The organism is Pseudomonas sp. 3296 (assembly GCF_031456615.1).
GTDB classification, from domain to species: Bacteria; Pseudomonadota; Gammaproteobacteria; order Pseudomonadales; family Pseudomonadaceae; genus Aquipseudomonas; species Aquipseudomonas mucoides.
In genome coordinates this window covers 1-19710 of sequence record NZ_JAVDUY010000008.1, presented here as the reverse complement: position 1 = coordinate 19710, position 19710 = coordinate 1, and the positions used below count along the sequence as shown (strand labels likewise).

Genomic DNA, 19710 nt, shown 5'->3' with positions numbered 1-19710 from the left:
CCCGTGAAATTTCGCTGCTTTCCAGGTATCTCTCGCTGGAAATCAATGCCGGCGTTAAACCGCCACCAGGCGCACGCTGGCACCTTCACCGACGCCCAGGGCTTCGGCCGCTTCCAGATCCAGGGTCACGGGTTTGCCTGGTGCGTAATCGAGCTCAAGCAACACGGCGCGGTAATCCTGCAACTGGGCATTGGCCACCAGGTACTGACGTCCGACACCTTTGACCGGCTCGCCGATTTTCACCGGTACGACGCGGCTCTGGGCGATCGAACGAATCCCCGTCACACGGGCGTGCAAGGTCGGGCCGCCGTCGAAAATATCGATGTAGTGATCGGTCTCGAAGCCTTCGCGCATCAGGATGTCGAAGGTGATCTGCGCCCGTGGATGCACCTGGCCCATCGCCTCTTGAGCGGAGTCCGGCAGCAGCGGCACATAGATCGGGTAATGCGGCATCAGCTCGGCCAGGAACGTGCGGCTCTTCAGACCGCACAGACGCTCGGCTTCAGCGTAGTTGAGGTCGAAGAAGTTGCGGCCGATGGCATCCCAGAATGGCGAGTCGCCGTTTTCATCGCTGTAACCGACGATCTCGGTCACCACGGAATCGGCAAAACGCTCCGGATGGCTGGCGACGAACAGCAGGCGACCACGGGAATTGAGCTCGGCCCAAGGCGAACCCACCAGCTCGCGCTGCACGTAGAAACTGGTCAGCAGGCTGTTGCCGGTCAGGTCGTGGCACTGGGAGAGCACATGAATCTTGTTATGAATCTTCAGCTCGCGGGAGGCGTGCACGAAGGTTTCATTACGGAAGCTGTAGAACGGCTCGGAATAACCGGCCGAGGCCACGATCGCCGAGCAACCGGCCAGCTTGCCGGTGGTCGTGTCTTCGAGGACGAAGAAATAGCTCTCTTCACCGTTGAAGCTGACTTCGGCAGCAAACGAGGCTTCGCTTGCAGCGATCTTGTCGCTCAGGCGTTCAACGTCATCCGGCAAGGAAGTGACACCAATCGGGCTGTCCGCAGCCAGACGCTGTACCTCGCCCAGATCAGCCATTTGCGCGGGGCGCATCACCAGCATGGTGTCACTCCTTTCTCTAAACTCTTTGAGGAAAATAACCGGGCCCGGCCTTTTGAAACTTGGGTAGGAGCGAGCCTGCTCGCGATGGTGGTTCAGCAACATTGATGTCGACTGACACACCATCGCGAGCAGGCTCGCTCCTACAGAAAAGCGGGCCCGGCATAAAAATTTGGTTCGACGCCTGAAAAGTCAGGCGTCGAAGGCCCTATCAGGCTTGTGTCAGTTTGGCGGCAGCGCGTTCGAAGCGGTCCAGACCGGCATCGATATCAGCGTCTTCAACCACCAGGCTCGGCGCGAAGCGAATCACGTCCGGGCCGGCTTGCAGAATCATCAGGCCTTCACGTTCGGCGGCGTTGAAGATGTCCTTGGCCTTGCCTTTCCAGGCATCGCTCAGCACGCAACCGATCAGCAGACCCAGGCCACGAACCTGAGTGAACAGGCCGTACTTCTCGCCGATCTGCTCAAGGCGCGCCTTGAACTTGTCGTGCTTGGCATTGACGCCGGCCAGCACTTCAGGGGTGTTGATCACGTCGATCACCGCTTCAGCGACAGCGCACGCCAGCGGGTTGCCGCCGTAAGTGGTGCCGTGAGTGCCGACGACCAGATGTTTGGCCAGGTCTTCGGTGGTCAGCATCGCCGCGATCGGGAAACCGCCGCCCAGGCTCTTCGCGCTGGTCAGAATGTCCGGGGTCACGCCGTAGTGCTGGTAGGCGAACAGCTTGCCGCTGCGGCCCATACCGGTTTGCACTTCGTCGAACACCAACAGCGCGTTGTGCTCGGTGCACAGATCACGAGCGCCTTGCAGGTAAGCCAGTTCGGCCGGCAACACGCCGCCCTCGCCCTGGATCGGCTCCAGCACCACCGCGCAGGTCTTGTCGGAAATGGCTGCTTTCAGAGCGGCCAGATCGTTGTACGGCACATGGGTGATGCCAGTGATTTTCGGACCGAAACCGTCGGAGTACTTCGACTGGCCACCGACGTTCACGGTGAACAGGGTGCGGCCGTGGAAGCTGTTCAGCGCGGCGATGATTTCGTACTTCTCGGTACCAAAACGATCGAAGGCGACGCGACGGGCCAGCTTGAAAGCGGCCTCGTTGGCTTCGGCGCCGGAGTTGCAGAAGAACACGCGCTCGGCAAACGTAGCGTCGATCAGCTTATGCGCCAGGCGCAGGGCCGGCTCATTGGTGAACACGTTGGACACGTGCCACAGCTTGTTCGCCTGCTCGGTCAAGGCACCGACCAGCGCAGGGTGTGCGTGGCCCAATACGTTAACGGCAATCCCGCCGGCGAAGTCGATCAGCTCGCGGCCAGACTGGTCCCAGACGCGGGAACCGGCACCACGCACAGGGATGAAAGCGGCAGGCGCGTAGTTAGGAACCATTACCTGGTCGAAATCGGCGCGTTGTACCGCAGCGTGCTCAACGGACATCGGAGTCTCCTGAAGAGGAACACTCGCCTGAAACTGGCGAGCGATGGGGGGATTGTAAGGACAGTTTTCAGCCCGGCCTTGCCGCCAAGCGACAACTTCTTATAGCGCAAACCCCGGTTTCAGCCGGGTTTACGGCAATGCGACATATAGCGTCGCAAAGGCGCAGTTTAAACCGCCGGCACAGGTTATAGGCAGGCTTGTCGAGCGGTGCGGTAAATATGTACCGCACCAGCCCCGTCATCGTCTGTTTTGCTGGCGACTCATCCAAACGCTAAGGGAATAGCGCATGAGTCGACACGAACAAGATCGCCCTTCTAACGCAGCCGCCAATGAATCCGCCACGCAGCCGGACGATCACTACCATCACCTGTTCAACAATCTGCCGACCTGGGTACTGGAAGCCTCGCCCGCCACACGCGACGCCCTCAAAAACGCCTCGCCTGCCACGCTGCGGTGGCACGGCACCGCGACATCCGTGCAACACCAGTCGCTGAAAAAGCTCGGCCAGGAGCACTGGACCCGGCGAAATCGCCTGGACTCAACCCTGTCCAAACTACAAAGCGCACGCGCCTTCGCCGAACCTCTTCTGACCGCGGCGCTGAAAACCCGGTTTAATCTGGAACTGGACGTCAATACCACGTTCCTGCGTCTGTACATCCCGCAAACCGTGCCCTGGTTCGGAGTCAGGACGGGCGCCGCACGCACCTGGACGGTGTCGCTGCTTGATGCCGCCCTGCATAACTTCCAGGAGTCGGAAATGGCGGCTGATGCTTACGAATCGGCATCGACGTTCATTACCGCGCCGTCACCCAAAGGGCAGTTCGAAACGCTGCCAGCGGTCAAACAAAAAATAACCGTCGCCGCCTTTGCGCGGTTGTGCCGGGATCTGGACATCGGCGCCCGGTACAACACGTACCTCAAAGACAACCTGGGGCTGACTAACCCGGTGGCCGGCGCGGTGTTGAAATCGAAAGTGATCGGCTCGCACAAAGCGGCACTCAAAGCGGCGTTGCAAATGGCTCAACTGCGCAAGGACATTCCGGAGGATGCCTGCCTTTCGATCCTGCGCCTTGTGGAGGGGCGTTCAGGTGCGCGACTCAATGGTCAACCGCTGTACGGCCATGACCTGAGCATCATGTCCTCCTCCCTGACCGGCATTGTCATTTTCGCAGCGAGCCTGGAGCGCGCACGCAAAGGAACGCGGATCATTGCCTACATTCCCGACGATCCCGAACATCCACTCAAGGAATACCCGAACACCCTGGCGTTCATGAACGAGCTGACCCGCAAGCTGCGCGCCCCGGCTTACCAGACATTCTTCAGCCGTTTCGTCGAGCACAAGGAAAGGGGGCACTTTTTCGCCGATCTCAATCAACGTCTTCAGCGCGTCACCTGGCATCAGCACACGCGTGGTGACCCATTGCCGAGCTGGCGGGAAACGCCCATCGACAGGCCCAACCTGCGGTTTTCAATGACGCCGTTCAGCGCGGACCTGTGGAATCATCTCTATCAGCGCCAACTGAACAAGATCATCAACGATGCCAGCACGCAGGCCGTCGCCACCGCCTGCGCGGACCGAAACGGGCGCTGGGCACTGTGGGATGCCTTCAGCAAAGTGGCGTCGACGCTGCTTGAAATCGCGTCGTTCGTTGCCTTGCCATTCGTTCCGTTTCTCGGCGAAGTAATGCTGGGTTACATGGCCTACCAGTTACTCGACGAAACGTTCGAAGGCATCGTAGACCTGGCCGAAGGGTTGAAAATGGAGGCGCTAAGGCATCTGATAACGTTCGCTGAAACAGTGGTTGAAGTGGGCACATTCGCAGTGGGTGGCGCGATCGCTGCCGGCGCCTTCAGCCGTTTGCTTTCGCGCGAAACGGTCGCGCTGGTCGACCCGCTCAAACCCGTCGCAACACCAAAAGGAAAAATCCGCTATTGGAAGCAGGATCTACTCCCTTACGAACACACCCAGAGCCTGCCCGTCGGCGCAAAACCCGATCAACTTGGCCTCTATCGCCACGGGGGTAAGACGCTGCTACCCCTGGAAGGAAAACTCTACGCCGTGAAACCCGAGGGCACCTACGGCGCATATCAGATTGAGCATCCGACCCGCGCCGATGCTTATCAGCCTTCTTTACTGCACAACCACCACGGCGCCTGGCACACCGAACTGGAGCAGCCGCTGCATTGGGATCGGGAAACGGTCATGCGTCGCATCGGCCACGATGTCGAGTCGTTCAGCAACGCCGAGCGCGAGCAGATCCTGCAGGTCAGCGGTTTTCACGACAATGCCCTGCGCGAGATGCATGCCGAACACTACCGCCCGCCCTCGCTGCTGACCGACACGGTCAAGCGCTACAGGATCAACCGGGACATTGACACCTTTATCGAGCAGATTGGCAGTGATCAAGCCGAGCACTACCAAAAGGCCGATTTAGCCCTGCAGCATCAACTGTTGAGCGGCTACGACGGCTGGCCTGTCGACACGCCGATCCCGGCAGCCCAAGACCAAACGTCAACCTTCAGACAACAGACCGCCGAACTTGCCCGGAGCTACCGCAAATCGCTGTTCGATCTGCGCTATCGAGCACTGGAAAAAACCGATGACCTGCGAGTCCAGCGACTGCTGGATGACGTGCAGGGGCTACCCACCGATATCGCCGAGGAATTGGTGAGCAATGCATCCGGCACCGAGCTGAAACAACTGCACAACGGCCGCCTCCCTCAGCGACTCAAGGATGCAGCGCTCAAAGCCATGGAAGCCGTTCGCGCGACCCGAGCCTGCGAAGGCTTTTATTCCGAAGCGCTGGACACCAGCGACACCCATCGACTGGCCTTGCACAGCCTGAACTCGCTGACCGATTTGCCGGCCGAAATACGCATCGAAGTGAGGGACTACTCGGCCGAGGGGACCTTGCGCGACAGCATTGGCCAGCCCGATGCGCCCATTCAAAAAATGCTGATTCGCGCTGAAGACGGCACTTACCAGATTCACGAGGACACTGGCTCGACGCCGGGGGATTTTTATCAGGCCCTGTTCCAGGCGTTGCCGCAGGCGCAGCGCAACAAGCTGAACCCTTTGATCGCAGACGCCCGGACACTCAAGCAACGCATCGCCGAACACGCACTGGACCAACCGGCCTTACGCAGGCTGTTCGCAAAAAATCCCCATCGCAAACCGCTCTATGACCCAACCACCATGCGCCTGCCCGGTGGTGTCGACGGCTACAGTCAAGTCGACCGCGAGACACCGACGCTCAACGACCGGGTGCGCGAGGTTTACCCCAACCTTCCTCAGGAAGAAATGCAGTCCATTGTCCAGGCATTGCAACTTCATCCCGATGGCGCTCGCGTAGAACTGTCACGTGTGAGGAGGGAGTTGGCCCGACTGCATCAGGACCTGCGCGCCTGGGTCAGTGACTCGCCCACGGCTCATCCTGAAACCGGACGCCCGCTCAGCGAGCTGGAGCAACAAGCCGAGCGAAACAATCGCCGGTTGCTGGCCCAGGAAATCCAGCGCAGCTGGCGGCGACAGTCCCACCGGGATTTCGACACCCCGGAGGGGGTGACTCAATATGTGCTCAGGTTCGAACAGCCGATACTCGGTGACTTGCCGTCACTGAGTGCCGACTTCAGTCATGTGTCGTGGTTGTCTTTGGAAGGCACGCGCAGCGCGCAGGCCATTCCCGCGTTTCTAAGGGGCTTCAGCGGACTGCGCCGCCTGGAGTTGCGCCGATTTTCCCTGACCACCCTCCCCGACGCCATCAGCCGAATGCCCGACCTTCACGCCTTGGTCTTGAGCGATTGCGGCATCCGGGTCGACGCCGCCACCTGGTCGAAGCTGGCGTCACGGAACAAACTGGCCATGCTGGACCTTTACAGAAATCCGTTTGAAACCCTGCCGCACATCGACACGATGAGCGAGCTGGCGCACCTGGACCTGAGCGACACCCGCATGACGGAGATTCCGGCCGGCGCTCTGCAACACCCGAAGCTCGAAACCCTCCTGCTGATGAACAACCGCATCAGTGAGTTGCCTGCCGGGCTATTCGAGAGCTCTCTGCACGACAGGCGCGGCCTGCACCTCACCCACAACCCGTTGTCGAACAGGGCACGAGAACTGATCAAACAACACCACTTCGAGACGGCCTACGACATGGGCGTTTATGCCCCTGAGGCTGATGTTGATCGCGTCAAGGCGTTGTACCCCAGTATGGAAGTCGAACAGGCCAGCGAGTTCGTCTACGAATTGCCGGGGACCCTGGAGGATGGCCGCACGTATCTTACGCGCCTTGAAGAAGAGCTCACCCAACTGAAAAATGATTTGTCCGCATGGACAGCCGATGTTCCGGACCGGCACCCCGTGACGGGCGAACCGTTCAGCGCCGACCAGGTCGCTGCCGAGCAAGCCAACCGTGATGAACTCAAGCAGACGCTTGAGAAGTGCTGGCAGCGTGAAACTGAACCGGATGATTTCAACGATTCAATTGAGCCGGCGTTCGAACTCACGGTCCGCACGGTCATCAATGGAGAACTGCCGACCTTGAGTGCAGACTTCAGTCATGTTTCCGCGCTGGAGGTCCGCAGCACCGAGGGCGCAACGCGACTCGGGAATTTCCTCAAGTCCTTTCTCAACCTCAAAAGCCTTCGAATACGCGAGTGCGACCTTGGCAACATTCCCGACGCGGTGTTCAAGATGGGGCGCCTGCACTCACTGTCGCTTCCCGATTGCCGGGTCAGCCTGTCAGCAGAGACGGCAAGCGCATTGGCAGAAATGGAACAGCTTGATTATCTCGATCTGGGTTTCAACCCGTTGGGGCGCACCCCGGATCTAAGCCAAATGCCCGGCCTGTCGACCGTGTTGCTCAATGACACCGGCATCACTGACATCCCCAATGGCCTGCTTCAGCTGACAGACCTGGACTGGGCGGACCTGAGCATGAATGCAATTACCGAGGTGCCCAGCGACTTGCTGGAATTACCGGTAGAGGTTGCCGAAAACATCACGTTGAGAGGCAATCCGTTTTCGGAAGAAAGCCTGGAACGACTGGTCCGTTACTTCGAACTGACCCGTGCGGATTTTGGTGTAGAGGAGGTCATCAACCGAGGTGAAATGCAGGTTTCCACCTCAGAGGGTTCCGAGATCGACGAGTGAATCACCCGCGTTCGGACGGCACCGACGACAACTCGAATGGACTGCTGCTGCGCCGCTGGTTGCGATCTTCCCGCGGCGTGGCACCAAAGAAGTTGCGATAGGCGCTGGAGAAATGTGGCCCCGAGGAGAAGCCACACGACAGGCCGATCTGGATGATCGACTTGCTGGTTTGCATCAACATCTGCCGGGCCTTGTTCAGGCGCAACTCCAGGTAGTACTGGCTCGGCACACGGTTGAGGTATTGCTTGAAGATCCGCTCCAATTGCCGACGGGACACGCACACGTGCTGGGCGATTTCGTCGGTGGTCAGCGGTTCTTCGATGTTGGCTTCCATCAGCAACACAGCTTGTGTGAGCTTCGGATGGCTGGAACCGAGGCGGTTCTGCAGCGGAATGCGTTGGCGCTCGCCGCCTTCGCGGATGCGCTCGACCACCAGTTCTTCAGAGACTGCACCAGCGAGTTCGGCGCCATGATCACGGGCCAATACTGCCAACAACAAATCAAGTACCGACAGGCCGCCGCACGCGGTCAGCCGATCGCGATCCCAATCGAACAAATGACTGGTGGCGATGACTTTAGGGAAACGCTCGGTGAAATCGTCCTGCCAGCGCCAGTGCACGGCAGCGCGATACCCATCAAGCAAACCCAACTGTGCCAGCGGGTACACACCCGCCGACAAACCACCAATCACGCAACCAGATCGCACCAGTTGTTTCAACGCACTGCTGAGCGCCGGCGCAAGCGTGGTCGGCGGCTCATCGGCGAGCAAAAACAGCTTCTGGAAATTTTCGAGTTTGCCGGCCCACGGTTCACCCGGCAATTGCCAGGCGCCTTCGGTCGGCGGTTCGGCCTGCAAAAACGACAGTTCGTAAACCACGTCCGGGTGCACACGCTGGGCAACACGCAAGGCCTCCTCAGCCAGCGCAAGCGTCAGTGCTTTAGTGCTGGGCCAAATCAGGAAACCAATTCGATGGGCAGTCATGGCGGGCAATCCGAAACGAGAACAGTGTTAGAAGCCGAAAGCGGCTGCAACCAAATTAGACCATCTGGCGCGCGGTGCGCAGCATGACCTAATTTGGTGCGTAACGGGAGCGATTACTTCAGGCTGCCCGAGAGGAATTGTTGCAGACGCTCGGACTGGGGATTGACCAGCACCTCACGCGGGTTGCCACTTTCTTCGACGACACCTTTGTGCAGGAACACCAACTGGTTCGACACTTCACGGGCAAAGCCCATTTCGTGCGTCACCACCACCATGGTCCGGCCTTCCTGGGCCAGGGCCTGCATGACTTTCAGCACGTCACCGACCAGTTCCGGGTCGAGTGCCGAGGTCGGTTCGTCGAACAGCATCACCTCAGGTTCCATCGCCAGCGCACGGGCAATCGCCACACGCTGTTGCTCGCCGCCGGACATGTGGCCAGGGTAGGCGTCCTTACGGTGACCCACGCCGACCTTGTTCAGGTAGTGCTCGGCTTTTTCGCGGGCTTCAGCCTTGGACATGCCCAGCACGTGGACCGGCGCTTCCATGATGTTTTCCAGCGCGGTCATGTGCGACCACAGGTTGAAATGCTGGAACACCATCGACAGGCGCGAACGCATGCGTTGCAGCTGTTTAGGGTCGGCCGCCTTCAGCGCGCCGTCCTTGTTGGCGACCAGTTTCAGCTCTTCGTTGTTGAGCAGAATCTTGCCTGCGTGCGGCTGCTCCAGCAGGTTGATGCAGCGCAGAAAGGTACTTTTGCCGGAGCCACTGGAGCCGATGATGCTGATCACATCGCCAGCCGCCGCTTTCAGGGACACGCCCTTGAGCACTTCGTGACTGCCATAGCGTTTATGCAGGTCTTGGACTTCAAGTTTGTACATGCGGTCGGTTCTCACAAAAACAGTCAGTCAGTCGTTGAGCAAGCGCCCGTGACGCAGCGCTTCGCGCCCCGCCACCTTGGCCAGCCAGAAACCGGGTTGGGCGTAACGCAGCCGTTCAATGGCAAACAGCACCCCGGACGTACCAGCACACACCGTGCTGACCCGATCCGACAACGGATCGATCACTTCAAAAATCTCGTCACCGGCTTCGATCCACTCACCGGGTTTACGCAGGAAACTCACCACACCGGGGTGCGGTGCAAACAGCAATTCGGTGCCTTCGAATGGCAAACCTTCGCACGCTTCTTGCGCAGGTTTTGGCCATTCGCCGTTGATCAGGCCTTGCTCGGCGAGGAACGCCAGAATGCCTTCGGCGTGAGCCACCGACTCAAGACGTCCGGTATCAGCCTGACCACCTAATTCAATGGTAGTCGCCAGACACGCCAGCGGAATCTGTGCATCCGGGAACAGACGTGACAGACGCAACCACGGCAGCGAGCAGGCTTCGTCGAAGGAACTGCCGCCGGAATCTTCAGCGAGCAAACCCACCTTCACGTTCAAGTGCGCGGCCAACGAACGCCACTGCGGCCAGTGTTGCGGCAAGGCGTACATGTGCAGTGCCGCTTCGGCGTCGCAGTGCAAATCCAGCACCACATCGGCGGTGCAGGCGTGACTGAGCAAGACGCGCTGCATGCCTTGCAACTGACTCGCGGCCGGTGGCAATGCGGCAAGTGCATCGCTCATGGCCTGGCGAATCATCTGGATATTGGCGTGCGGATCATCACCCAGGTGCCCTGCCAGCTCAGACGCAACCGGCGCGCTCAGCTCAACGAAATCGCGGTTGAAATTCTTGCCGCTGCCCGCCTCGAATCGCCCTTGATGATTGCCCTGCAACAGTTGACCGAGACCCAGTGGGTTGGCCACCGGCACCAACTCGATCACACCGTTGAGCAAGCCTTGGGCTTCAAGCTCGGTCAGGCGCTTTTTCAGCTCCCAGGCCGTGCGCATCCCCGGCAATTCGTCGGCGTGCAGGCTGGCCTGGATGTAGGCCTTGCGCTCGCCACTGCCGAAGCGGAACACCGAAATCTGGCGTTCGCTGCCCAGGTGGCTCCACGGCAATACGTGATCGATGCGTTCCATATCAGTGCTTCCGCGGGGCCAGATAGCCCAGCCAGCGGCGCTCGGCCAGTTTGAACAGCTTCACCAGGATGAAGGTCAGGCACAGGTAGAACACGCCGGCGGTGATGTAGGCTTCGAACGGCAGGTAGAACTGGGCGTTGACCGTGCGCGCGGCACCGGTGATGTCGATCAGGGTCACGATGGACGCCAGACTGGTGGTCTGCAGCATCATGATCACTTCGTTGCTGTACTGCGGCAGCGCCCGGCGCAGGGCCGATGGCAACAGGATGCGCTTGTACATCTTGTAGCGCGACATGCCCATCGCCTTGGCGGCTTCGATCTCGCCATTGGGGGTGGCCCGCAGACTGCCGGCAATGATTTCGGCGGTGTAGGCACTGGTGTTGATCGCGAAGGCCAGGCACGCACAGAACGTTGCGCTGGACAGCCACGGCCAGAGGAAGCTTTCACGTACCGCTTCGAATTGCGCCAACCCGTAGTAGATCAAAAACAGCTGCACCAGCATCGGCGTGCCGCGGATCACGTAGGTGTAGAGCCAGGCGCTCATGTTGACGGCAGTGTTTTTCGACACGCGCATCAAGCCCAGCGGCAAGGCGCAGAGCAGGCCGAAAAACAGCGACAGCGCGAGCAATTTGAGGGTAGTCACCAAGCCGCCGAGGTACAGCGGCAAGGCCTCCCAAATGACGTTGTAGTCGAAGATCATAGATCAGCCGCCCTTACGCCTACCGAGTAGCGCTTCTCAAGGTGACGCAATGCCAGCAACGAGACACTGGTGATGACCAGGTACATTGCCGCCACTGCGAGGAAGAAGGTGAAAGGCTCGCGGGTGGCATCTGCCGCCTGCTTGGCCTTGAACATCATGTCTTGCAGACCTACCACCGAAATCAGCGCAGTAGCCTTGGTCAAGACCAGCCAGTTATTGGTGAAGCCCGGAATCGCCAGGCGAATCATCTGCGGCACCAATACCCGGAAGAACACCTGAAAACTGCTCATGCCGTACGCCATGCCGGCTTCTGCCTGCCCCTTCGGGATCGCCATGAAGGCACCGCGGAAGGTTTCCGACAGGTACGCACCGAAGATGAAACCGAGGGTACCGATACCGGCGGCCAACGGGTTCAGGTCGATGTAGTCGTTAAAGCCCAGCAGCGGTGCGACGCGGTTGAGCAAGTCTTGGCCGCCGTAGAAAATCAGCAGGATCAGCACCAGATCGGGAATACCGCGGATCACCGTGGAATACAGATCGCCCAGCCAGGCCAGCCAGCGAATCGGTGACAGACGCAGCGCAACGCCGATCAGCCCCAGGACAATGGCCAGGACCATGGACGACAAGGCGAGCTGAAGCGTCAGCCATGCGCCATCGAGGATGACAGCCCCGTAGCCTTTCAACATGATTCAGGTCCTCGAAAGTTGGGATGAAAAAATGGCGCAAACCTCAGAGATCCTGTTGCTTGCGCCATTTCGGACTTGTCGCCGCAGCGTATTACTTGCCGTAGATATCGAAGGCGAAGTACTTGTCCTGGATTTGCTTGTACTTGCCGTTCTCACGAATGGCAGCGATCGCAGTGTTGATCTGGTCTTTCAGCGCATCGCCCTTGCGAACAGCGATACCCACGCCGTCGCCGAAGTATTTGACGTCGGTGAACGCCGGGCCAACGAAGGCGAAGCCTTTGCCAGCGTCGGTTTTCAGGAAACCGTCATCCAGCAGCGTAGCGTCTGCCACGGTGCCGTCGAGGCGGCCGGCGGCCACGTCGAGGTAAATTTCGTTCTGCGAACCGTAAGGCTTGATCTCGGCACCCAGCGGGGCCAGGACTTCGCGGGCGAAACGCTCGTGGATCGAACCACGTTGCACGCCGATGTTCTTGCCCTTGAGTTCAGTTAGGCCTTCGCTGACTTGAGTGCCAGCCTTCATGACCAGGCGAGCCGGGGTGTTGTAGTACTTGTTGGTGAAGTCGACAGACTTCTTGCGGTCTTCAGTGATCGACATGGACGACAGGATCGCGTCGATCTTGCGCACTTTCAGTGCCGGGATCAGACCGTCGAATTCTTGCTCGACCCATACGCACTTGACCTTCATCTGCTCGCACAGAGCGTTGCCGATGTCGTAGTCGAAACCAACGATGCTGCCGTCCGGCGCTTTGGAAGCGAACGGAGGGTAAGCCGCTTCGATGCCGATTTTCAGAGGCTTTTCATCGGCGAAGGTTGGCAGCGACAGCACGGACAGTGCCAGGGCGCCAAGCAGCACGAGTTTCTTCATCTTGGGACTCCATCGGTAAAGGGCAAAAACGGCAGAGTGAGCGACAGCCCAATATGCGAGTGAGTAGAACGACAAAGCGGTTGCTGCGTCGTAGGAATCACGTGTTGTTTTCAACACGGCCACCGACGAGCGAGTGATCGGCATTCTAACGACAGGCCCGAAGCCGATATTTCTTCAATGCGACAACAAATTACAGATGCACCGAGAAACCCGTTTGAGCGCGTTGACAGCCCTGCAAAATCATGCAAGAGCAAAAGACAGTGAACCGATCTACATTGCAAATTGCGGGCCTATTATTGGCAAACCCTTCTAATCCGGCAAGCTTGGCGTTATGTCTTATTTTTCTTGAGGCCTTAGGAGACTCGGGAATGGGGTTTTGCGTTTCCCAATGCCCCGGATTGGCACGGGCGGTTACACATTCAGTTACTTGAAGGGGGATGGGTAACAGTGGGAATTGGCCTACAACTGAGTCCGATAATTATTGGCTGTTGATTATGGAGTGCCTGACACGCCTGCTCGCGAAGGGGCCCGAACTTCCCCCCCACAAAACCCACGGCAATAAAAAACCCCACCAGGCTCACCACCCGGCAGGGTTTCATGTCTCAAGACCCGCTACTTAAGCAACGTTCATGGTCTTGTGCGTATCAATCAAATGCTGCACCACACCCGGATCCGCCAGGGTCGAGATATCCCCCAACCCGTCGTATTCAGCCGTGGCGATCTTGCGCAGAATCCGGCGCATGATCTTGCCCGAACGCGTCTTCGGCAACCCCGGCGCCCACTGGATCACATCCGGCGAGGCGATCGGACCAATCTCCTTGCGCACCCAGTTTTTCAGTTCCAGACGCAGCTGCTCGCTCGGCTCTTCGCCATTTTTCAGGGTGACGTAGACATAAATGCCCTGCCCCTTGATGTCGTGCGGCACACCGACCACTGCCGCTTCGGCGACTTTCGGGTGCGCAACCATCGCGCTTTCGATCTCGGCGGTGCCCATGCGGTGGCCAGACACGTTGAGCACGTCATCCACGCGACCCGTGATCCAGTAGTAGCCATCCGCATCACGACGCGCACCGTCACCGGTGAAATACATGCCGCGGAAGGTCTTGAAGTAGGTATCGACGAAACGGTCATGGTCGCCGTACAGCGTACGGGCCTGACCCGGCCACGAATCGAGAATCACCAGGTTGCCCTCGGCAACGCCCTCGATGATGTTACCGAGGTTGTCCACCAGCGCCGGCACCACGCCGAAGAACGGACGTGCCGCCGAACCCGGCTTCAGCGCGTGAGCGCCCGGCAGTGGGCTCATCATGTTGCCGCCGGTTTCGGTCTGCCACCAGGTGTCGACGATCGGGCAACGGGACTTGCCGACATTCTTGTAGTACCAATCCCAGGCTTCCGGGTTGATCGGCTCGCCGACCGAACCGAGCAGGCGCAGACTGCTGCCGTCAGCGCCCTCAACCGCCGCAGTGCCCGACGCCATCATCGCGCGGATCGCCGTCGGTGCGGTGTAGAGGATGTTGACCTTGTGCTTGTCGACGATCTTCGCCACCCGAGTGATGTCAGGATAGTTCGGCACGCCTTCGAACAGCAGCGTGGTCGCGCCATTGGCCAGCGGGCCGTAGACGATGTAGCTGTGACCGGTGACCCAGCCAACGTCAGCGGTGCACCAGTAGATTTCGCCCGGACGGTAGTCGAACACGCGCTCGTGGGTCATCGCCGCATACAGCAGATAACCGCCGGTGGTGTGCTGCACGCCCTTAGGCTTGCCGGTCGAACCGGAGGTGTAAAGGATGAACAGCGCTTCTTCGGCGCCCATCTCTTTCGGCGCGCAGACGCTGCCCGCCACTTTCATCAGGTCTTCAAACCAGATGTCGCGATGCTGGTTCCACTTGATGTCGCCACCGGTGCGCTTGCACACGATGACTTTCTGGATGCTGCTGGTTTCCGGGTTGGTCAGCGCGTCGTCGACGTTGGTTTTGAGCGGGATCTTCTTGCCGGCACGAATACCTTCGTCAGCGGTGATCACCACTTTGGATTTGCAGTCGATGATGCGACCGGCCAGGGCTTCCGGCGAGAAACCACCGAACACCACCGAGTGAATCGCGCCGATCCGGGTGCAGGCCAGCATGGCGACCACGGCTTCGGGGATCATCGGCATATAGATAGTCACCACGTCGCCGCGGTGCACATCCTGGCCGCGCAAGGCGTTGGCGAACTTGCAGACTTGTTCGTGCAACTCGCGGTAGGTGATGTTGCGGCTCTCGGACGGGTCATCCCCTTCCCAGATGATCGCGATTTGATCGCCGCGCTCGGCCAGATGACGGTCGAGGCAGTTGTAGGAAACGTTCAGGGTGCCGTCGGCGAACCATTTGATGTCGACATGGTGATCGTCGAAAGACGTCTGCTTCACCGTGGTGAAAGGCTTGATCCAGTCGAGGCGCTTGGCTTGCTCGCGCCAGAAGCCGTCCGGGTTGACGACCGACTGCTGGTACATGGCCTTGTAGGTCGCCTCGTCAGTCAGCGTGTTAGCCAGGACCTCGGGACGAACGGGATACAGGGAAGCCGCACTCATCTTTCTTACCTCGGTGGAATAGTTGTTTTTGTATGGCCCCAGTTGTAGCCGGGCCGGGCCTATAGAACCATTCGACGATGGTAGTAACAAGCCCCTACAAAATGTCCTGAAAAGCCTGCGAGGCTCAGCCAGCAAGGCTTACGGTGTCATTTCAGGGATGCCCCGCCCTACTGCAAATGGAGTAGAAACCCCGGCTTCAGTGGATTGTTACGAAATCTGTCAAAGGTGTTTATCAAATCCACGGCTATATGATTGAAACCCCCAAGCCTAAAATCTGCCACGCCAACAAGGCAATCTGATTAACCAAGTTGCAGCCCCCACGAAGGCAGTTAATCAAACACTCCGGTACCCAGCTCCACACGCAACCCCACAAAGGTTGCGTGACCCTACTCGACCTCTAAAAGGTAAATTTGAAATGAAAGCTTTATTAGTTCTGGCCCTCAGCAGCCTGTGCGCAACCGCCATGGCAGACGAGGTCCCGACTGATGTCGCACAGCAACAACCGGTAGTTGAGGAATACACTTACTCCACCCACCTGGACATCGCCAAAGTTGTTTCCATGAGCGAAGTACCGAACGTGTGTGAAGTTGTCCCGATGAAAATGGAATACGAAGACTCCAAGGGACAACTCCATATTCTTAGCTACACCATGATGGGTAACGGCTGCTCTAACGGCTGATCAATCGCCCGTCTCTTTATGGTTCGACCCATCCGCCCCGCCCTTTCAAGGCAGATGCAGCGCCGAACCCAATACATCTATTTATACGATTGCTTTAAGCATTTATTTGCGCCTTTCAATCAAATTAGTTGGCGTAGCATTCATTCCATACCCAAGGCACAAAACGCCAACGAACCTGGAGCACTACCATGAAAACCAGACTGATCCTCGCCCTGACCCTTTCTGTCCTGGCTGCCAACACTTTCGCTGCCGACGGTTTCGACCGCACTGGCTCGGCTGCCCACACCGCACAAGCGGCTGTCGCTTCTGATGGATACGACCACACCGGTTCGGCTTCCTTTGCCGCCGATGGTGCTGATCACGTCGGTGCAGGCAAACTGGCTGCGGATGGCTTTGATCACACCGGCGCCGCCAAAGTCGCTGCTGACGGCTTCGATCACACCGGTGCGGCCAAACTCGCTGCCGATGGCGCCTATCACGTCGGTGCGGCACGCCTGAGCTGATCATCGAGCGTGACTTTACAGCCCGACTTCGGTCGGGCTTAGTTGTGTCTTGACCCACCGAAAACCGACTCAAAACACAACATGTAGTAAAAAACCCGGATTTTTGCCTATTTTTTGAACAAAAAAGTAGCACGTCAAAATTTAAGAAAAAAAATCTGCACCCGCGATCTCCAGCCAAAGCCCTGTAAACCCTCGCTCCGACCGAAAAACCCGCCTTCTCGACCGCTCCATGCGCGGATTCGCCCCACCACGGCCGCAAAAATTTCCCTATAATGCCGGCTTAACGGGCCTGCAATATTCCCTTACAGGGATGACAGCCAGTCCGAAGCCCAGGCCGACGTCTTCACCGACTGCAGCGCCGTCAGCGGCTCTCGGAACTCCGTACAAAATTATGTTTATTTGCCTGCGTGTACCGCTGCAAAAAACGCTATCCAACGCGGCCATACCGGTCGTGTGAAAAACCAACCAATCAGTTTTCACACGGGCATCTGGCCCTCACGCAGGAGACGACACGTCATGCTGAGCTGGGACGAATTCGACAAAGAAGACAGCGGCGAGACCGTGGTAAAAGGCGCCAACGCCGGCCACGCGACTGAAGCCAACATGGACCGACTCGACACCGCTGGTGGTGTCGCCGCTCAAGAAGCTCGCGCCGTTACCGCGAACGACTCTGCCGCCATCGCCCGTGCAAAAGCTGCCCTGGACAACCTCGACATCGCCGAAGGCCTCGCCGAACTCGAAGGCGCCTCCGCCCGTGTCGCCGTCGACGAGAAGCGCATGATCAACTGCCGCGCCGACCTCAACCAACTCGTACCCTTCAAGTACGACTGGGCCTGGCAGAAGTACCTGGACGGTTGCGCAAACCACTGGATGCCGCAAGAAGTCAACATGACCGCCGACATCGCCCTCTGGAAAGACGCGGAAGGCCTGACCGACGACGAACGCCGCATCGTCATGCGCAACCTCGGCTTCTTCTCCACCGCCGACTCCCTGGTTGCCAACAACCTGGTCCTGGCCGTGTACCGCCTGATCACCAACCCGGAATGCCGCCAGTACATCCTGCGCCAGGCCTTCGAAGAGGCGATCCACACCCACGCCTACCAGTACTGCATCGAATCGTTGGCCATGGATGAAGGCGAGATCTTCAACATGTACCACGAGATCCCATCGGTCGCGAAAAAAGCCACCTGGGGCCTCAAATACACCCGCTCGATCTCCGATCCGAAGTTCGAAACCGGCACCGTCGAAACCGACAAAGAGCTGCTGCGCAACCTGATCGCCTACTACTGCGTTCTGGAAGGCATCTTCTTCTACTGCGGCTTCACCCAAATCCTCTCCATGGGCCGCCGCAACAAAATGACCGGCGTCGCCGAGCAGTTCCAATACATCCTGCGCGACGAATCCATGCACCTGAACTTCGGCATCGACGTGATCAACCAGATCAAAATCGAAAACCCACACCTGTGGGATGCTGAAATGAAGGAAGAAGCTTCGCAGATGATTCTGCAGGGCACTCAGCTGGAGATCGAATACGCGCGTGACACCATGCCTCGCGGCGTGTTGGGTATGAATGCGGCGATGATGGAGGACTACCTGAAGTTCATCGCTAACCGTCGTCTGTCGCAGATTGGGTTGAAGGAAGAGTATCCAGGGACGACTAACCCGTTCCCTTGGATGAGCGAGATTATGGACTTGAAGAAAGAGAAGAACTTCTTTGAGACTCGGGTTATTGAGTATCAGACTGGTGGGGCGCTTAGCTGGGATTGATTTCCGAGCCCTTATTTTTCAGCCATACTTGGACTTACTTCAAAAAAGCTGGACAGACAGCACCAAGTCAGTGCAAAAAAGTGCGAAAAGCCACCTAAGCCCAAGTGCCAAGGTGGCTTTTTTGCATAAGCGGTTTTAACGCAACCGTTGAATGGGAGCGCATATGCTGGATGGTAGCCTTCCGACATGCAGCCCACCCTATTTCAAGGGCACCTCTAATGACCGAGGTTCGATCAATGAGCGATGGCCAGCAGTGGATCGTCAAATGAATCGCCCCGGATTCTCTAGACACCTTGCAAGCTCATTGCGTAACGTTTTTCAAACTCTACCGGTGACAGCTGATTGTTGAAACCATGACGGCGTTTTGCGTTGTAGAACATCTCGATGTAGTCGAACACATCGCTACGAGCATCTTGCCGCGTGGTGTAGATTCTCCGCTTGATACGCTCCCGCTTTAGAAGCTGGAAAAAGCTCTCGGCTACGGCGTTGTCATGACAGTTGCCTCGGCGACTCATGCTGGCAACCAAATTATTCGCCTTCAAAAAACTGCGCCAATCGGTGCTGCTGTACTGGCTGCCTTGGTCGGAGTGAACCATCACCTCCTGTTTCGGCTTACGCCTCCAAACCGCCATCAATAACGCATCAATGGCCAGATCACTGGTCATCTGCGACTTCATTGACCAGCCAACGACCTGACGAGAAAACAGATCCAGCACCACAGCCAAATACAGCCAGCCTTCGTACGTGCGAATGTAGGTGATGTCGGTGACCCACACTTTGTTGGGTTCTACGACATCGAACTGGCGCTTCAGTAAATTGGGTGAGGCGACTGCTGGCTTACCTCCGTACTTTCCGGGGCGTCGTCGATACCCTGTCTGAGAGCGCAGCCCCTCAAGACGCATCAGCCTCGCCACACGATGCCGACCACAATCTTCACCGACCTCGCGAAGATCATCATGGATTTTGCGATAGCCATACACTCCGCCACTCTCCAGCCATGAATGCTTAATCAAACCCAGCAATCGCTGATCATCTTTTAGCGCGTGCAGATTGCGGCTCAGACAACCAGGCGTAATAACCACTGGGATGGACTTTCAGCGTCAGGCAAAGCCGTCGAATGGAATAGTCGCCCGCGCGCTGCTTGATAAAGGCGTACTTCAGCCGCACTCCTTGGCAAAGTACGCGGCGGCCTTCCTAAGAAACACCCTCCACTGGTTGCAGTGTAAAACCAAACTCAGCCGCGCGTCGGTGTAGGCCTTTGACGACTCGCTCGCGATATTTTT

13 protein-coding genes and 1 pseudogene are annotated in these 19710 nt (G+C 58.3%); 4 read left to right on the top strand and 10 right to left on the bottom strand.

Annotation, left to right across the window (positions count from 1 at the left end; translation table 11 throughout):
* Window positions 1–54 precede the first annotated feature (54 nt).
* Together aruF and J2X66_RS21915 are read right to left on the bottom strand one after the other, a co-directional pair.
* Entirely contained in the window at window positions 55–1074 is a 1020-nt protein-coding gene (aruF, locus tag J2X66_RS21920; protein ID WP_027923928.1) for an arginine/ornithine succinyltransferase subunit alpha, read from the bottom strand.
* 208 nt (window positions 1075–1282) lie between these two features.
* Entirely contained in the window at window positions 1283–2503 is a 1221-nt protein-coding gene (locus J2X66_RS21915) for an aspartate aminotransferase family protein (RefSeq protein WP_059182301.1), read from the bottom strand.
* A gap of 286 nt (window positions 2504–2789) precedes the next feature.
* On the opposite strand from J2X66_RS21915, the gene J2X66_RS21910 reads away from it, so the two are divergent.
* Window positions 2790–7655, top strand: a complete 4866-nt coding sequence (locus tag J2X66_RS21910) for a dermonecrotic toxin domain-containing protein (RefSeq protein ID WP_310268426.1) — start codon at window positions 2790–2792, stop codon at window positions 7653–7655.
* Window position 7656: 1 nt separating this feature from the next.
* Here J2X66_RS21910 and argR read toward each other — a convergent pair whose 3' ends face one another.
* The 7 genes from argR to acs form a co-directional block, all read right to left on the bottom strand.
* Window positions 7657–8637 carry a transcriptional regulator ArgR gene (gene argR / locus J2X66_RS21905; RefSeq protein WP_027923925.1) on the bottom strand — a complete coding sequence of 327 codons (981 nt, stop codon included), beginning with the start codon at window positions 8635–8637 and terminating at the stop codon, window positions 7657–7659.
* Between the two features lie 113 nt (window positions 8638–8750).
* Entirely contained in the window at window positions 8751–9515 is a 765-nt protein-coding gene (locus J2X66_RS21900) for an ABC transporter ATP-binding protein (RefSeq protein WP_007943885.1), read from the bottom strand.
* Between the two features lie 27 nt (window positions 9516–9542).
* Window positions 9543–10655 (bottom strand): M14 family metallopeptidase, encoded by a 1113-nt coding sequence (locus J2X66_RS21895; RefSeq protein ID WP_310268422.1) that lies wholly within the window; start codon window positions 10653–10655, stop codon window positions 9543–9545.
* Between the two features lies 1 nt (window position 10656).
* On the bottom strand, window positions 10657–11355 hold the full coding sequence (locus J2X66_RS21890) for an ABC transporter permease (protein ID WP_046031524.1): 699 nt from the start codon (window positions 11353–11355) through the stop codon (window positions 10657–10659).
* On the bottom strand, window positions 11352–12041 hold the full coding sequence (locus J2X66_RS21885) for an ABC transporter permease (RefSeq protein WP_027923922.1): 690 nt from the start codon (window positions 12039–12041) through the stop codon (window positions 11352–11354). The genes J2X66_RS21890 and J2X66_RS21885 overlap by 4 nt, the downstream gene beginning before the upstream one ends.
* A gap of 91 nt (window positions 12042–12132) precedes the next feature.
* Window positions 12133–12906: an ABC transporter substrate-binding protein gene (locus tag J2X66_RS21880; protein ID WP_310268414.1), complete on the bottom strand. Its 774-nt coding sequence runs from the start codon at window positions 12904–12906 to the stop codon at window positions 12133–12135.
* Between the two features lie 616 nt (window positions 12907–13522).
* The gene (gene acs, locus J2X66_RS21875; protein ID WP_027923920.1) at window positions 13523–15478 is read right to left on the bottom strand and encodes an acetate--CoA ligase; all 1956 of its coding nucleotides are present in this window, start codon (window positions 15476–15478) and stop codon (window positions 13523–13525) included.
* 415 nt (window positions 15479–15893) lie between these two features.
* On the opposite strand from acs, the gene J2X66_RS21870 reads away from it, so the two are divergent.
* The 3 genes from J2X66_RS21870 (at window position 15894) to J2X66_RS21860 (ending at window position 18427) form a co-directional block, all read left to right on the top strand.
* A complete protein-coding gene (locus J2X66_RS21870) occupies window positions 15894–16157 on the top strand; it encodes a DUF2790 domain-containing protein (RefSeq protein WP_310268411.1) in 264 nt (87 codons plus the stop codon).
* A 188-nt stretch (window positions 16158–16345) separates the two neighbouring features.
* Window positions 16346–16660 (top strand): hypothetical protein, encoded by a 315-nt coding sequence (locus J2X66_RS21865; protein WP_310268408.1) that lies wholly within the window; start codon window positions 16346–16348, stop codon window positions 16658–16660.
* A gap of 516 nt (window positions 16661–17176) precedes the next feature.
* A complete protein-coding gene (locus J2X66_RS21860) occupies window positions 17177–18427 on the top strand; it encodes a ribonucleotide-diphosphate reductase subunit beta (protein WP_310268405.1) in 1251 nt (416 codons plus the stop codon).
* 284 nt (window positions 18428–18711) lie between these two features.
* Here J2X66_RS21860 and J2X66_RS21855 read toward each other — a convergent pair.
* Window positions 18712–19621: pseudogene (locus J2X66_RS21855) on the bottom strand (IS3 family transposase); the annotation flags it as partial.
* Between the last annotated feature and the right edge of the window lie 89 nt (window positions 19622–19710).

Coding starts and splice junctions, on each gene's coding strand:
- J2X66_RS21910 (WP_310268426.1), top strand. CDS start 2,790: ATGAGTCGACACGAACAAGATCGCCCTTCTAACGCAGCCGCCAATGAA.
- J2X66_RS21880 (WP_310268414.1), bottom strand. CDS start 12,906: ATGAAGAAACTCGTGCTGCTTGGCGCCCTGGCACTGTCCGTGCTGTCG.
- J2X66_RS21890 (WP_046031524.1), bottom strand. CDS start 11,355: ATGATCTTCGACTACAACGTCATTTGGGAGGCCTTGCCGCTGTACCTC.
- J2X66_RS21870 (WP_310268411.1), top strand. CDS start 15,894: ATGAAAGCTTTATTAGTTCTGGCCCTCAGCAGCCTGTGCGCAACCGCC.
- J2X66_RS21895 (WP_310268422.1), bottom strand. CDS start 10,655: ATGGAACGCATCGATCACGTATTGCCGTGGAGCCACCTGGGCAGCGAA.
- acs (WP_027923920.1), bottom strand. CDS start 15,478: ATGAGTGCGGCTTCCCTGTATCCCGTTCGTCCCGAGGTCCTGGCTAAC.
- J2X66_RS21860 (WP_310268405.1), top strand. CDS start 17,177: ATGCTGAGCTGGGACGAATTCGACAAAGAAGACAGCGGCGAGACCGTG.
- aruF (WP_027923928.1), bottom strand. CDS start 1,074: ATGCTGGTGATGCGCCCCGCGCAAATGGCTGATCTGGGCGAGGTACAG.
- J2X66_RS21900 (WP_007943885.1), bottom strand. CDS start 9,515: ATGTACAAACTTGAAGTCCAAGACCTGCATAAACGCTATGGCAGTCAC.
- J2X66_RS21915 (WP_059182301.1), bottom strand. CDS start 2,503: ATGTCCGTTGAGCACGCTGCGGTACAACGCGCCGATTTCGACCAGGTA.
- J2X66_RS21885 (WP_027923922.1), bottom strand. CDS start 12,041: ATGTTGAAAGGCTACGGGGCTGTCATCCTCGATGGCGCATGGCTGACG.
- argR (WP_027923925.1), bottom strand. CDS start 8,637: ATGACTGCCCATCGAATTGGTTTCCTGATTTGGCCCAGCACTAAAGCA.
- J2X66_RS21865 (WP_310268408.1), top strand. CDS start 16,346: ATGAAAACCAGACTGATCCTCGCCCTGACCCTTTCTGTCCTGGCTGCC.